The following is a 13,906-nucleotide window of genomic DNA, read 5'->3' as shown; positions in this document are numbered from 1 at the left end:
TCTAATCCCGGAATGTGCCACGGTTTGCGCGGCAATTGACGAAAATCACTTGTCCTTTGTCAGGGGTGGGTATTTTGTCTGTTCCGCGTGCTTCTGGCACCGCCTCGGAAGGGGCTTTTCTTTCCGATGCGTGCTGCCTAGGCTCCGCTCCGGATTAATGTTCCACTTAAAGGGAGACGAACCATGAAAAAACTCTTGATGGCCACAGCGGCGACCGCCCTGATGGCAGGGACGGCTTATGCCGATGACGTGAAACTGGGAATTCTGCTGGGCTTTACCGGCCCGCTGGAATCGATCGCACCGGATATGGCTTCCGGGGCGAAGCTCGCGATTGATCAGGTCAACGCGTCAGGCAAATTCCTTGACGGACAGACCGTCAGCGCAGTGCAGGGTGACACCGGCTGCATCGACGCAAGCCTTGCTGTTTCTTCTGCCGAGCGTTTGATCACCTCGGACGGGGTGAAGGGTATTGTCGGCGGCATGTGCTCGGGCGAAACCGGCGCCGTGCTGCAAAACGCCGCCATTCCGAACGGCATCGTGATGATATCGCCCTCGGCCACCTCGCCGGCGCTCAGCACCGTAGAGGATAACGGACTGTTCTTCCGCACCTCGCCCTCGGACGCGCGTCAGGGGCAGGTGATGGCCGACATTCTGAACGATCGTGGCATCAAGGAAGTCGCGATCACCTATACCAACAATGATTACGGCAAGGGGCTTGCCGACAGCGTCGCGAGCGCCTTCACAGAGTCCGGTGGCACGGTGACGATGAACGCCTCGCATGAAGACGGCAAGGCTGACTATTCCGCCGAAGTGGGCGCACTTGCCTCGGCTGGCGGTGAAGTTCTGATCATCGTGGGATACATTGATCAGGGCGGTGCCGGAATCATCAACGGTGCGCTCGATTCGGGTGCCTTCGACACGTTCATGTTCCCCGACGGGATGGTGTCGGAAACTCTGGAAGCAAACTTTGCAGCCAGCACCGAAGGCTCCTTTGGGCAGGTTCCGAGCGCACAGGGCGACGGCCCGGCCAAGTTTGCCGAAATCGGCAAGGCGGCGGGCTTCGATCCCACCGGTACTTTCGCGCCGGAATCCTACGATGCGGCCGCGCTGATCTTGCTGGCAATGCAGGCGGCCGGTTCCACCGATCCCGCAGTCTACAAGGAAAAAGTGATGGATGTGGCGAACGCTCCGGGCGAAGAAATTCTGCCGGGTGAGTTGGATAAGGCGCTGCAGATCCTCAAGGATGGCGGCGATATCGACTATGTCGGTGCCTCTGCGGTCGAATTGATCGGACCGGGCGAAAGCGCCGGCACCTATCGCGAGATCGAGATGAAGGACGGCAAGATGGTGGAGGTCGGCTTCCGCTGATCTTCTGAACGATGCCAAGGTTGCCGGCCCGGGCTTGTGCCTGGGTCGGCAGTTCGCATGGTTACACGCGGCTTGTCGCCTGACTGGTGTCGGATGGATGCGGCGACGCCAAAGCCAAAAGAAGATAAAGTCTGGCTTCACAACGAATGTGACTATCTTTAGACGGTCGGGGCAAAGCATGGTCCGCAGACGCTCTGCCGGGTAACGGGTGGCGCAGTATGACGGGCCTGAACCGGAAACCGCCCCGTGACAGACCGCTGTAAGCCGGGCCGCGGACAGGGAGAACATGGATGATCGTTGTCGAGGATCTCCACAAGCATTTCGGCGGCTTCCATGCCGTCGATGGTGCCAGCCTTTCCTTTGCAGAAGGGGCGATCACAGGGTTGATCGGGCCGAATGGCGCCGGCAAGACGACGTTGTTCAACGTGATCGCGGGCGTTTACAAGCCGACATCGGGCCGGGTGACGATGGCGGGCGAGGATATTACCGGCTTGGCGCCGCATGATCTGTTTCACAAGGGCGTCCTGCGTACTTTTCAGATCGCGCATGAGTTTCATTCCATGAGCTGCCGCGAGAACCTGATGATGGTGCCGGGCGGGCAATCGGGTGAACGGCTGTGGAATACCTGGTTTGGCCGCAAACGTATCGCCGATGAGGAACGCGCGCTGCGGGCCAAGGCTGACGAGGTTCTGGAATTCCTGACCATCGAACATCTGGCCGAGCAGAAGGCGGGCCAGATTTCTGGGGGGCAGAAGAAGCTGCTGGAACTGGGCCGGACGATGATGGTCGATGCGCGTATCGTATTCCTTGACGAAGTCGGCGCAGGGGTCAACCGGACCCTGCTGAACGTGATCGGCGACGCGATTTTGCGCCTGAACCAGGAGCGCGGCTATACGTTCGTGGTCATCGAGCATGACATGGATTTCATTGCCCGCCTCTGCGATCCGGTGATCTGCATGGCCGAGGGCCGAGTTCTGGCCACCGGCAATCTGGACGAGATCAAGGCCAACGAACAGGTGATCGAGGCCTATCTCGGCACCGGTCTGAAGAACCGCGAGCAGGTGGGCACGTGAGGGGCTTGATCTGGCAACGCGGTGGTGACGACGCATGGGTTGGTTTCCGTGCGGCCCGTCCCCGGGCCTCGGGTAGTCGGCGCGTCAGCGGCGTCACCGCAAGATATTTGGAGCGCAAAGAAACATGAGCAGTGATCCCTACGGCGACCGGGGCAACACCGCGCCATCCGCCGCACATGGTGGTGCGACGCCCGCGGCGGCTGACGAGCCGTTTCTGATCGGACAAGGCATGACCGGCGGTTATGGCAACGGGCCGGACATCCTGCACGACTGCACCATCGCCGTGGAAAAGGGCGAAATCGCGGTGATCGTCGGGCCCAACGGTGCGGGCAAGTCGACGGCGATGAAGGCCGTGTTCGGCATGCTTGACCTGCGTGCGGGGCATGTGCGGCTGGCCGGTGAGGATATCACCGCGCTGACGCCGCAGGACCGCGTAGCCAAGGGCATGGGGTTCGTGCCGCAGACGAACAACATCTTCACCTCCATGACGGTGGAGGAAAACCTGGAAATGGGTGCGTTCATTCGCAACGATGATTTTTCGGGCACGATGGAGCAGATTTATGATCTGTTCCCGATCCTGCGCGACAAGCGCCGCCAGTTGGCCGGCGAACTTTCGGGTGGCCAGCGTCAGCAGGTGGCGGTGGGCCGCGCGCTGATGACACAACCCAAGCTGCTGATGCTGGATGAACCCACCGCCGGGGTCAGCCCGATCGTCATGGACGAACTTTTTGATCGCATCATCGAAGTGGCACGCACCGGCATCCCGATCCTGATGGTCGAGCAGAACGCGCGGCAAGCGCTTGAGATCGCGGACAAGGGCTATGTGCTGGTGCAGGGGGCCAACGCCTATACAGGCACTGGCAAGGAGCTTCTGGCCGACGAGGAAGTGCGCAAGAGTTTCCTTGGGGGATGATGATGCGAAACAGTTTCAAAGACACCTGTCACGGCAACGGGGCGATTGATTGATGGACTTTCTCAACGCGATTGTCGCGCTCTCCAATTATGTACTGATCCCCGGTATCGCCTATGGCAGCCAACTGGCGCTTGGCGCGCTCGGGGTCACGCTGGTCTACGGCATCCTGCGGTTCTCCAATTTCGCGCATGGCGACACGATGGCCTTTGGTGCGATGATCACCGTCCTGGTGACGTGGTGGTTACAGTCTCTGGGGGTCAGCCTTGGGCCGTTGCCCACCGCGCTGCTGGCGCTGCCGTTCGGGATCCTGGGATGTGTCTTGCTACTGCTGGCAACCGACCGCGTTGTTTATCGCTTCTACCGCGAAAAAAAGGCCAAGCCGGTGATCCTGGTGATCGTCTCCATGGGGGTGATGTTCATCATGAACGGGATCGTCCGGCTGATCATCGGCCCCGACGACCAGCGGTTCCTTGATGGTGAGCGTTTCTTGATTTCTGCACGCGATTTCAAAGAGATGACCGGTCTGGCCGAAGGGCTGGCGATCAAATCCACGCAGGTCATCACCCTGATCACCGCGATTATCGTGGTGGCGCTGCTGTTCTGGTTTCTGAATCGCACACGTGCGGGCAAATCCATGCGCGCCTATTCGGATAACGAGGATCTGGCGCTGCTCTCGGGCGTTAATCCTGAGCGCGTGGTGATGCTGACCTGGGTCATTGTCGCGGCACTGGCGACCGTGGCCGGGGTGCTCTACGGCTTGGACAAGTCGTTCAAACCGTTCACCTACTTCCAATTGCTGCTGCCGATCTTTGCCAGCGCCATTGTCGGCGGCCTCGGCAACCCGCTCGGGGCCATCGCTGGCGGCTTCGTGATCGCCTTCTCTGAGGTGACGATCACCTATGCCTGGAAAAAGGTGCTTGGGTACTTGATGCCCGATAGCCTGGCGCCCGACGGGCTGGTCCAGCTTCTGAGCACCGATTACAAGTTCGCGGTCAGCTTCGTGATCCTGCTGATCGTGCTGCTGTTCAAACCAACGGGATTGTTCAAGGGGCAGTCGGTATGAGCGTCAACGTGAAAAACATCGGTCTGTTTGCCCTTGTCGGGGTGCTGATCTTGCTGACCGGCTTCTTGCAAAGCTGGAACTCGGCGCTGCTGATCCTCAACATGGGGCTGATCTCGGCGATCATGGCGTTGGGGGTGAACCTGCAATGGGGCTTTGCCGGGCTCTTCAACATCGGGGTGATGGGGTTCGTCGCGCTGGGGGGGCTTGCCACTGTCCTGGTTGCGATGCCACCCACCACCGAGGCCTGGGCCCAGGGTGGGGTGCGCGTGCTGCTGGCGCTGGTCCTGGGGGCCGCGACCATCATCGCTGCGGTGCTGGTGTACCGGGCGATGAAGAAGGGTTGGCAGCGAAGCGTGGCGATGATCGTCATTCTGGTTGCGGGGTTCTTCATCTACCGCGCGGTGCTGGATCCCGGCGTCGCGCGTATCGAGGCGGTGGATCCTGCCGCCACCGGCTATCTTGGCGGTTTGGGGCTGCCGGTGATCCTCGCTTGGCCTGTGGGCGGTGTATTGGCGGCGGGCGCGGCCTGGGTGATCGGCCGGACTGCCCTCGGGTTGCGCTCGGATTACCTTGCGATCGCGACACTGGGGATCGCGGAAATCATCATTGCTGTGCTCAAGAACGAGGATTGGCTGTCGCGCGGCGTGAAGAACGTGATCGGTATTCCGCGCCCGGTGCCCTTCGAGATCGACCTGCAGAATGATCCGGGGTTCGTGGACCGGGCAGCCGGCCTCGGGCTGGATCCGGTGATCGCCTCGACGCTCTATGTGAAACTGCTCTATGGCGTGCTGTTCCTGATCGTCTTGCTGGTGCTTTTGTGGATGGCGCAAAAGGCGCTGGCAAGCCCCTGGGGGCGGATGCTGCGGGCGATCCGCGACAATGAGGTCGCCGCCGAAGCCATGGGCAAGGATGTCAAGAAACGACACTTGCAGGTTTTCATCCTTGGCAGCGCGATTTGCGGCATCGCAGGCGCGATGATGACCACGCTGGACGGGCAACTGACGCCCAGCAGCTATCAGCCGCTGCGCTTTACCTTCCTGATCTGGGTGATGGTGATCGTCGGAGGATCGGGCAACAATTTCGGCGCTGTTCTGGGCGGGTTTCTGATTTGGTTCCTCTGGGTTCAGGTCGAACCGATGGGACGGTTGCTGATGGACTTGATCACCTCGGGCATGGCGGATGGCTACTGGCTGAAGACACATCTGCTGGAATCGGCGGCGCATATGCGGTTGCTGACGATGGGGCTGGTTCTGCTGTTGGTGCTGCGGTTCAGCCCGCGGGGCCTGATCCCCGAGAAGTAGCGGGCAGATCCCCCGGCGAAGGGCGTTGGCGGTCAGGCACAAGACGCACAGAAAAGATGACCGCCCATGCCCAAAGGCGCGCGACCGGTCCTTTCCGTCATCACTCGGCGGTTCCAACAGGAATTCGAGGATGACATAAGCCGGTCGCTCGCGCAGCTTCAGCGGTGATGCTGATCGTCTGGGTTTTTATCATCGGGCACGCTTGCAGAACCTCGTTCTGCCTTGGTCGAGCGCAACGCTGACGCGGTTGAAGCCGCGCATCTCCGGAAAGAAGCGCGGCAAGCAGAGCGATTAGACGCTACCGCAGGCTGACCACCCACGACGACGCCACGTGCGCAGGTGGTCAGCGTCAAACACGAGATCAGCCGGGCGCGAGCGCGGCATCTCGTGCGTTGCGAAGGAATATCACCAACACCAGCGCGCCGCCGATCGCCATCGCCAGCCACGAGGTCGAGATCAGCAGCAAGCCTCCGATGGTTAACGCAACCTTGTCCAACGTATTCAACGGCCCCTTGAAGTAGCCGATATAGGCGGCAGACAGGGCTATGATACAGACAATCCCGCTGATCAGCGCCGCCACGAATTCAACGATCGAGAAATCGACAAAAAGCAGGCTGGGCGCGTAGATGAACATGAAGGGCACCAGCGCCTTGCCCATCGACAGGCGGAAGGCGGTCATGCCTGTCTGCATCGGATCGGATCGTGCAAGCCCGGCCGCGGCATAGGCGGCCAGCGCCACAGGGGGTGTCACATCCGCCAGAACGCCGAAATAGAACACGAAGAAATGCGTGGCGATCAACGGAACGTCGAATTTCATCAGGGCAGGGGCTGCGATGGACGCAAGTATGATGTAGGTCGGCGTCGTCGGGATACCCGCCCCCATGATGATGCAGGCGATTGCAACGAAGACGAGGCCAAAGAACAGCGCCATGCTCTTTTCATTCAGCAGGCCGGTGAAATCCATCGCGGTGATGAGCCCGGCCAGATCATAGGCCAGTTCCACGACTGCGGCAGAAAACTTGAACCCCAGCCCGGTCAGCGTCGTGATTCCCAGAAGGAAGCCCACGCAGGCACAGGCGGCCCCGATGCCAAGGGCGAATTTCGCGCCATCCTCGAAGCCGCGCACAAGGCGCGGCGGGGTAAGTACAGTGTCCATGTCCATCGACGTATCTCCGAATGCCCGCATGATCAGCGGTACGTAGGAAAACACGATTGTCAGGATGATGCCCCAGAAGGCGGCCAGAAACGGCGTGTACTGCATCAACAGCAACGCCACCATGACGCCAAGCGGCACGAAGAGATGCCATGATTTGCCGAGCACGGCACGGAACTGGGGGATCTTGTCGGCGGACAACCCCGACAAGCCCAGACGCTTGGCCTCGAGATGGACCATCAGCATGATCGCCAGATAGTGGAACGCAGCTGGAATGATCGCGATCAGGATGATCTCGTTATAGGGAACTCCCAGCATTTCGGTCATCACGAAGGCCGACGCGCCCATGATCGGCGGCGTGACCTGCCCACCGCAGGATGCGGATGCCTCGATGGCGCCGGCGAAACGCGGCGTGAAGCCGGATTTCTTCATCAGCGGGATCGTGAATGCACCCGTCGTCACCGTATTGGCGATCGGAGAGCCGGAGATCATCCCGAAAAAGCCCGAGGACACCACGGACACCTTGGCGCTGCCACCCGATGCACGGCCCGCGACGATAGTGGCCAGATCGATGAAGAGCTGCCCCAGCCCGCTCATCTGGGCGAGGATGCCGAACAGCACGAAGTGGAAAACATAGGTCGCCACGACGCCGACAGCGACGCCGTAGATGCCTTCGGTTCCGACATAGAGATGGTTGATGATGCGCAGGATGTTATAGCCGCGATGGCCCATGATACCGGGCATGTAGGGGCCAAGGATCGCATAGACGATGCAGAACACCCCGATGAAGGCCAAGGTCGGCCCCATGGTGCGGCGCGTTGCCTCCAGCGTCATGATGATGGCGATAAGGCCCATCATGTATTCTTGCGGTCGCGGAGAGCCCACGTTGGTGATGAACACGTCGCGGAAGAACACCACGAGATAGAGCGAGAACCCGGCCCCCAGGATCGCAAAGGCCCAGTCGCGCAGTGCCACTTTGCTGCCCGGCAGGCCGCGGCCCTTGATCGGCAGAGTCAGGATGGTCAACCCTACCATCGCCGCTGCAAACAGATAGGTCAGAGCGGTGGGCGGTAATGCCCTGACAAGATCGTAGATGATGTAGAGGTAGAAGGTTCCGAAAATCGCGCTGTCAATCCACAGGCGGCGGGTAGGTTCGGCGCGGCGGCGCGGAAAGACCAGAAACACCAGCCCCATGACAAAGGTCAGGTGGATGGTTCGGTGCGTGACTTCGTTCAGCAGGCCGAAACCGGCGGTGTAGACATGAAAGATCGACAAGGTAACGCAGGCGACGGTGACAAGCCGGGCAACCAGCCCTTTGAGGTCGCGGAAGTTCGATTCAGAATCGTATTCGCGCACCAGCGCTTCGATTTCATCGGGGGTCAGTTCGCGGTCATCTGGGGCTGCGGTGTGTTGGGTCTCTGACATGTTTACTCCGACGATGGGTCGCAGGCCGCGATCCGAAGGACGGAATGGCCCAGGGATGCAAGCGCAATGGATTGGTCTGCGATATGCAGGGTGTTTTCGTATTTTGGCTGGACGCGCACTATCATCTCACCGATGGGACGCTCAAGATCCAGAATGAATTTCCCGTTCTCGTGGCGCCATCCGGTCGCGTTCATTTCATTGCCCAACGAGGGCAGGCCAGCGCCATGCGCCTGAAAGATTTCCGAGGTCTGAACGATTTCTCCGGCGTCGATCTGGTAGGTGTCTACAACCGGCGTGCCCGAGACGGAATGAATGAACCCCAGAGCGAACGCGCCGTTTTGGTCGAGCGGATAGGCGTTGACTGGCTGATTGTCCGGATAGCTGCTGAGACAAAGTGAAGGCGCCGAATGGGCCATGACGGCCATGGAAAGGATGGCCCCAAAGGCCATCCCAAGGGCACCAAAGGTGCCATATGGCGACATCACTTGATGCCTTTTTCCGTATAGTATTTCTCGGCGCCCGGATGCAGCGGCACCGACACGCTTTCCAGCGCCTTGTCGAGCGAGATTTCCTTGCCCTTGGGGTGCACGTTGCCCAGCGTTTCGGTGTTCTCGTAAAGCGCCTTGGTCACGGCATAGATGATATCGTCGGAAACATCGGCATGGGTGGCCCAGATGGCCCGCACGGCGAGCGTTTCGACATCGTCATCCTGGCCCTTGTAGGTGCCGCCTGCGAGGATCGCGTTCGCGTAATAGGGCTGCGTTTCCTGCAGCTTGGCGATCGCGGGCCCGTTCAGTGGCACGATGCGGATTTCGTGACCGTTGGCCAGATCGGTGACCGACGAGGTGGGCGACCCTGCCGTGATCAGCGAAGCATCGAGGTTGCCATCCTTGATCTTGTCGACCGATTGCGAGAAGGACGAGAAATCCTCGGACACGTCTTCGCGGGTCATGCCGTGCGATTCCAGCAGATCGCCCAGCAGTTGCCACTGGCCCGATCCCGGAGAACCTGAGGAGATCGTCTTGCCCTTGAGGTCTTTGAAAGTCTCGATGCCGGAATCAGCACGCACGACAAGCTGAACCGTCTCGGGGTAAAGCGCCCCGATGGCGCGGATGTTCTCGTTCGGCGTGCCGTCGAACTGGTTGATACCCTTGTAGGCGGCATCCAGAATATCGGCAGCGACAAAGGCGGATTCAATCTCGCCGCGCCCCAGAAGCTGCGCATTGGCGACCGACGCATTGCCGGTTTCGGCCGTGGCCGACAGCTTGGTGTCCGGGATTTCGGCGGTGTTCGAGATCAACTGCGCCAGCATCCCGCCCAAGGGATAATAGGTGCCGCCAGTGCCGCCCGTGGCGATGCCAAAGAAGACGCGGTCTGCGGCAAGTCCGGGCAGGGCGGTCGTTTGCAGCAGCGGCGCTGCAGCGACTCCGCTTAGAAAAATACGGCGTGACAGTTTCATGGTGTTCCCCTTTATTGACAGACTGCATACGCTGGGGGCGCCAAGTCGGTCGGCAAGCAAATCTTGTTGCTGATCCAAGGCTTAGTCCCCGAGGTGTCACATCTTCGCGAGGATGTGGTGCGTTGTCCATGGCAAATTGCATGAGCTGGCCGGATGAAATTCATGCAAACCATCGAAGTTGGGCAGGACGCGGGCAAGATGGCAACGGACCAGACAAATGGCCGCGACAAAGAGGTCTGGAACGTGTTGAGTAAGAGAGAGAATGGGTGCATGGAAAGAGCAGCCTACGTGATGCGGATCACGTCCGGCGGGCCCGAACTGTCGGGTTTGCCAAGTTGATGAATATCAATGATATGAAGGAAGTTTCTCAAGTGATATTTCGCAGTTTTCAGACCATGGTACAGGCATGACGCCCGGCGCGCGCGTTCACGCCGCGATCGAGATACTTGATGCAATTGCGGAAGGGGTCGCGGCAGAGCGGGCGCTGACAGGTTGGGCACGCCGTTCGCGGTTTGCAGGCTCCAAGGATCGCGCGGCGGTGCGCGATCACGTGTTTCAGGCGTTACGCTGCTGGCGATCCTACGCCTGCCTCGGAGGGGCCGAGACGGGTCGCGGTCGCATGATCGGGGCGTTGCGCGCCGAGGGGATTGACCCGGCAACCCTCTTTACCGGGGAGGGGCATGCGCCCGAACCGCTTAGCGCGGCCGAATGCGCGGTGGGCACCCCACCTGTGACCGATGCCGACCGGCTTGATCTGCAGCCATGGTTGGTGAGCCGCTTTCAGGCGTCGCTTGGGGCAGATGCCGAGACGGCGGCGATGGCACTGCGGGCCCGCGCGCCGGTCACGCTTCGGGTCAATCTCCGCAAGACAAACGTGGCAGAAGCGCTGCGCGTTCTTGCCGATGACGGGATCGTGGCCGTGCCGCTGGACGACGTGAATACCGCGTTGCAGGTTACGGAAAATCCTAGAAAAGTCGCCATGTCGGCGGCATATCAGGACGGTCTTGTCGAGCTTCAGGACAGCGCCAGCCAATGGGCGATGCAGACAATTGATCTGCCGCGGGGTGCCCGCATTCTGGACTATTGCGCCGGTGGCGGTGGCAAGGCGCTAGCACTCGCTGCGCGGCTGGAGGCCGAGGTTTATGCGCATGATGCCGACTCGGCCCGGATGAAGGATCTGCCGGCGCGGGCAGAACGGGCGGGTGTGCAGATCGGGCAGCTGGAGGCGGCCGAGTTGCAAAGCGCTGCACCCTTTGACCTGGTTTTGTGCGACGCGCCCTGTTCCGGCAGCGGCACATGGCGGCGTGCGCCGGAGGCGAAATGGCGCCTGACAGAGGCCGATCTTGCGAGGCTGTTAGATGTGCAGGCCGAGATCTTGGATGCGGCCGCAACACTGGTCGGGCCGGGCGGGCGGCTGGTCTATGCCACGTGTTCCGTCCTGCGCGAGGAGAACGAGCAACAGATCGCTCGGTTTGCCGAACGCCACTCGGGCTGGATGGTAGGGACCGTTGCACGCTTGCCTATAAGCGCCGATGGGGACGGGTTTTTCGTGGCGCACTTATTGCGAGAGTGATAAATCGTTCTGCAACCCTGATGGCGTACAACTTGCGGCATTAAGTGCCTCTTAAGCATTTTGAACCAAAAGTTGGGGAACCGAGTCGCGTTTACAGGATTCCGAGCCCTTAGCCATGCCTTCACAAACAATGGGACCGTTCCGGCGCGCTGTTGCTCGGGGTCAGCCGCGGGCCGCCCTGATCTTCGCCGCAGCGCTCTTTTTTGGGGGGCGGCGCTGTTGGCGCCTTCGGGGAATGCCCGGTTGGCGATGGCCAGTGTCGCGGCGGTTTTGGGCTTTGCGGCTTTTTGGATCGGCGGTATTACGCTTTATCGGCGGTCTGTCAGCCGCATATCGGGGCAATCTGTGATGGCCTTGATCAAACACGACGCGGCGCCCAGTATCGTCACCAACGACAGCGGTATGATCATCTGCGCGAACGATGCCGCACAAAAAGCCTATCGGGCGAACCACGCCGAAACGCTCGCCGGGGCTTTGCAAAGCGTGCTTGCCAATCCCGGCGCGGCGCTCTTTCGATTGAAATCCACGGCCACGGCCCGCGGATCGGCACATGAGGATCTGGTCACGGCCTCAGGTCATATCCGGTTGAGCGTGCACCGCGCCGGGGAGGAGTGGTTCTTGTGGCGGATCGAGCGTTCGGCGGACATGGCCGCGCGCCGGGCCGATCCACTGCCGCTGCCGATGATCACCGTCGGGCGCAACAACGCAGTGCTCTTCATGAACGACGCGGCACGCAATCTGGTGGGTGAGCGAGCCCGCACGCTGGACCGGATCTGTCCCAAGCTGCCGCTGCGGTCGGGGCAGTTCAATGACATCAGCACCCGTGACGGTCTGCAATCATGTCTGACCGTCGCGCTGGAAGGGATGGCCGGGCGGCGCGAGGTGTTCCTGTTACCCGGCGTCGCCGCAACCGAGCGGCAGCCCGACGGCTGGGCGTTCTTCGACGAATTGCCGGTGCCGCTGCTGAAACTGGACCCAGGTGGGGAGATTCAGCTGTCGAACCTGCCCGCACGCGAACTTCTGGGCGCGGACGAATGTCGCGGGCGGTCGATCACCGAGTTGCTTGAAGGGCTGGGTCGGTCGATCCCGGATTGGCTGGGAGACGCTGCGAAAGGGCGCGGAACCCTGCATTCGGAGTTTCTGCGGGTCAAGCGCGAGGATCGGGATACCTTTGTGCAGGTCACGCTGAATAGGGCCAGTGAAGAGGGTCGTACCGTCCTGATCGCCGTGTTGAACGACGCGACCGAGTTGAAATCACTGGAAGCGCAGTTCGTCCAAAGCCAGAAAATGCAGGCGATTGGCCAGTTGGCGGGCGGAGTGGCGCATGATTTCAACAACTTGCTTACGGCGATCTCGGGCCATTGCGACCTGCTGCTCTTGCGACACGATCAGGGCGATAGCGATTACAACGATCTGGTGCAGATCAATCATAATGCCAATCGCGCCGCCTCTCTGGTCAGCCAGCTGCTCGCCTATTCCCGCAAGCAGACGCTGCGCCCCGAGGTGATGGATCTGCGCGACGCAATGTCGGACCTCACTCATCTGCTCAACCGGCTGGTGGGCGAAAAGGTGATCCTGTCGCTGACCCATGACCCGGCGCTGTGGTCGATCCGGGCGGACAAGCGGCAGCTGGAACAGGTGGTGATGAATCTGGTGGTCAACGCGCGCGACGCGATGCTAGAGGGTGGAGAAATCCGCCTGACAACCGAAAATGTCACGCTGACCGCGCCGCTCGCCCGTGATCGCGCGGTCGTGGCCCCGGGCCGATACGTCAAGGTGACGGTGGCCGACGAAGGGGAGGGAATTGCTCCCGATAAACTGCAGAAAGTGTTCGAGCCGTTTTTTACCACCAAGCGCACGGGCGAGGGCACGGGACTGGGGCTGTCGACTGTCTACGGGATCGTCAAGCAGACCGGTGGCTTTATCTTTGTTGACAGTGAATTTGGCGCAGGCAGCCAGTTCTTCCTGCTGTTGCCTGCGCATGATCCGGTCGAGGATAAACCCGAATCCACAGTCGAACCGATGCCGGACGATGCGCCAGCGGGTGGGGTCGTCCTGCTGGTGGAGGACGAGGCGCCTGTCCGCGCCTTTGCCTCGCGCGCTTTGCAGATGCGTGGCTTTACGGTGCTGGAGGCGGAATCAGCCGAGGATGCGTTGGAGTTGCTCGAGGATGCGGCGCTCGACATCGACGTTTTCGTCACCGATGTGGTGATGCCCGGCATGGATGGCCCCAGTTGGGTGCAGCAGGCCCTGAAATCTCGCCCCGATGCGCGGGTTGTCTTTGTGTCGGGCTATGCCGAAGAGGATTTCGGCGATACTCAGGCGCGCATCCCCAACTCCGTGTTCCTGCCCAAACCCTTCTCGCTGACGGATCTGACGGAAATCGTCCAGCGCCAGCTATAGCGTTTCGCGGCTTTTCCGAATCCGCGAAATTTCAGAAACGCCCACCGTCCTTTGAGTGGTATGGACGCCTTGCTGCTGATCTAAGCGTCAAATTAGATGCAACACGCTTGTCTTATGCTGATCCCGGCTCTTGTGCGAAGAGAGAGCCAGCGCGCGCCACGCCATTTATGGCGCG

The 13,906-nt window shown here is 60.8% G+C and carries 11 protein-coding genes; 8 read left to right on the top strand and 3 right to left on the bottom strand.

Features of this window, described 5'->3' with window-relative positions; translation table 11 throughout:
* The first annotated feature begins 183 nt into the window (after positions 1 to 183).
* From O3306_RS20475 to O3306_RS20455, 5 genes are all read left to right on the top strand, one after another.
* Positions 184 to 1,368: an ABC transporter substrate-binding protein gene (locus tag O3306_RS20475; RefSeq protein WP_272010814.1), complete on the top strand. Its 1,185-nt coding sequence runs from the start codon at positions 184 to 186 to the stop codon at positions 1,366 to 1,368.
* 290 nt (positions 1,369 to 1,658) lie between these two features.
* Positions 1,659 to 2,441: an ABC transporter ATP-binding protein gene (locus O3306_RS20470; RefSeq protein ID WP_272010812.1), complete on the top strand. Its 783-nt coding sequence runs from the start codon at positions 1,659 to 1,661 to the stop codon at positions 2,439 to 2,441.
* A 124-nt stretch (positions 2,442 to 2,565) separates the two neighbouring features.
* On the top strand, positions 2,566 to 3,354 hold the full coding sequence (locus tag O3306_RS20465) for an ABC transporter ATP-binding protein (RefSeq protein WP_272010810.1): 789 nt from the start codon (positions 2,566 to 2,568) through the stop codon (positions 3,352 to 3,354).
* Positions 3,355 to 3,406: 52 nt separating this feature from the next.
* On the top strand, positions 3,407 to 4,417 hold the full coding sequence (locus tag O3306_RS20460) for a branched-chain amino acid ABC transporter permease (protein ID WP_272010807.1): 1,011 nt from the start codon (positions 3,407 to 3,409) through the stop codon (positions 4,415 to 4,417).
* Positions 4,414 to 5,718 carry a branched-chain amino acid ABC transporter permease gene (locus O3306_RS20455; RefSeq protein ID WP_272010805.1) on the top strand — a complete coding sequence of 435 codons (1,305 nt, stop codon included), beginning with the start codon at positions 4,414 to 4,416 and terminating at the stop codon, positions 5,716 to 5,718. The genes O3306_RS20460 and O3306_RS20455 overlap by 4 nt, the downstream gene beginning before the upstream one ends.
* A 361-nt stretch (positions 5,719 to 6,079) precedes the next feature.
* Here O3306_RS20455 and O3306_RS20450 read toward each other — a convergent pair whose 3' ends face one another.
* Genes O3306_RS20450 through O3306_RS20440 form a run of 3 tightly spaced genes read right to left on the bottom strand, consistent with a single transcriptional unit; the run spans position 6,080 to position 9,755 of the window.
* A complete protein-coding gene (locus O3306_RS20450) occupies positions 6,080 to 8,296 on the bottom strand; it encodes a TRAP transporter permease (protein ID WP_272010802.1) in 2,217 nt (738 codons plus the stop codon).
* A 2-nt stretch (positions 8,297 to 8,298) separates the two neighbouring features.
* On the bottom strand, positions 8,299 to 8,778 hold the full coding sequence (locus O3306_RS20445) for a DUF1850 domain-containing protein (RefSeq protein WP_272010800.1): 480 nt from the start codon (positions 8,776 to 8,778) through the stop codon (positions 8,299 to 8,301).
* Positions 8,778 to 9,755 carry a TAXI family TRAP transporter solute-binding subunit gene (locus O3306_RS20440; protein WP_272010797.1) on the bottom strand — a complete coding sequence of 326 codons (978 nt, stop codon included), beginning with the start codon at positions 9,753 to 9,755 and terminating at the stop codon, positions 8,778 to 8,780. Before O3306_RS20440 ends, O3306_RS20445 begins: the two co-directional genes overlap by 1 nt.
* A 153-nt stretch (positions 9,756 to 9,908) precedes the next feature.
* On the opposite strand from O3306_RS20440, the gene O3306_RS20435 reads away from it, so the two are divergent.
* The 3 genes from O3306_RS20435 to O3306_RS20425 all read left to right on the top strand — a co-directional run bounded on the left by O3306_RS20435 (position 9,909) and on the right by O3306_RS20425 (position 13,731).
* Positions 9,909 to 10,094 carry a hypothetical protein gene (locus O3306_RS20435; protein WP_272010795.1) on the top strand — a complete coding sequence of 62 codons (186 nt, stop codon included), beginning with the start codon at positions 9,909 to 9,911 and terminating at the stop codon, positions 10,092 to 10,094.
* Positions 10,095 to 10,161: 67 nt separating this feature from the next.
* The gene (locus O3306_RS20430; RefSeq protein WP_272010792.1) at positions 10,162 to 11,328 is read left to right on the top strand and encodes an RsmB/NOP family class I SAM-dependent RNA methyltransferase; all 1,167 of its coding nucleotides are present in this window, start codon (positions 10,162 to 10,164) and stop codon (positions 11,326 to 11,328) included.
* Positions 11,329 to 11,676: 348 nt separating this feature from the next.
* Positions 11,677 to 13,731 carry a hybrid sensor histidine kinase/response regulator gene (locus O3306_RS20425; protein WP_272010790.1) on the top strand — a complete coding sequence of 685 codons (2,055 nt, stop codon included), beginning with the start codon at positions 11,677 to 11,679 and terminating at the stop codon, positions 13,729 to 13,731.
* The last annotated feature ends 175 nt before the right edge of the window (positions 13,732 to 13,906 follow it).

Source organism: Roseovarius sp. ZX-A-9 (assembly GCF_028369135.1).
GTDB lineage: Bacteria > Pseudomonadota > Alphaproteobacteria > Rhodobacterales > Rhodobacteraceae > Roseovarius.
The sequence above is the reverse complement of the archived record's forward strand: the minus strand, read 5'-3'. Positions and strand labels throughout refer to the sequence as shown.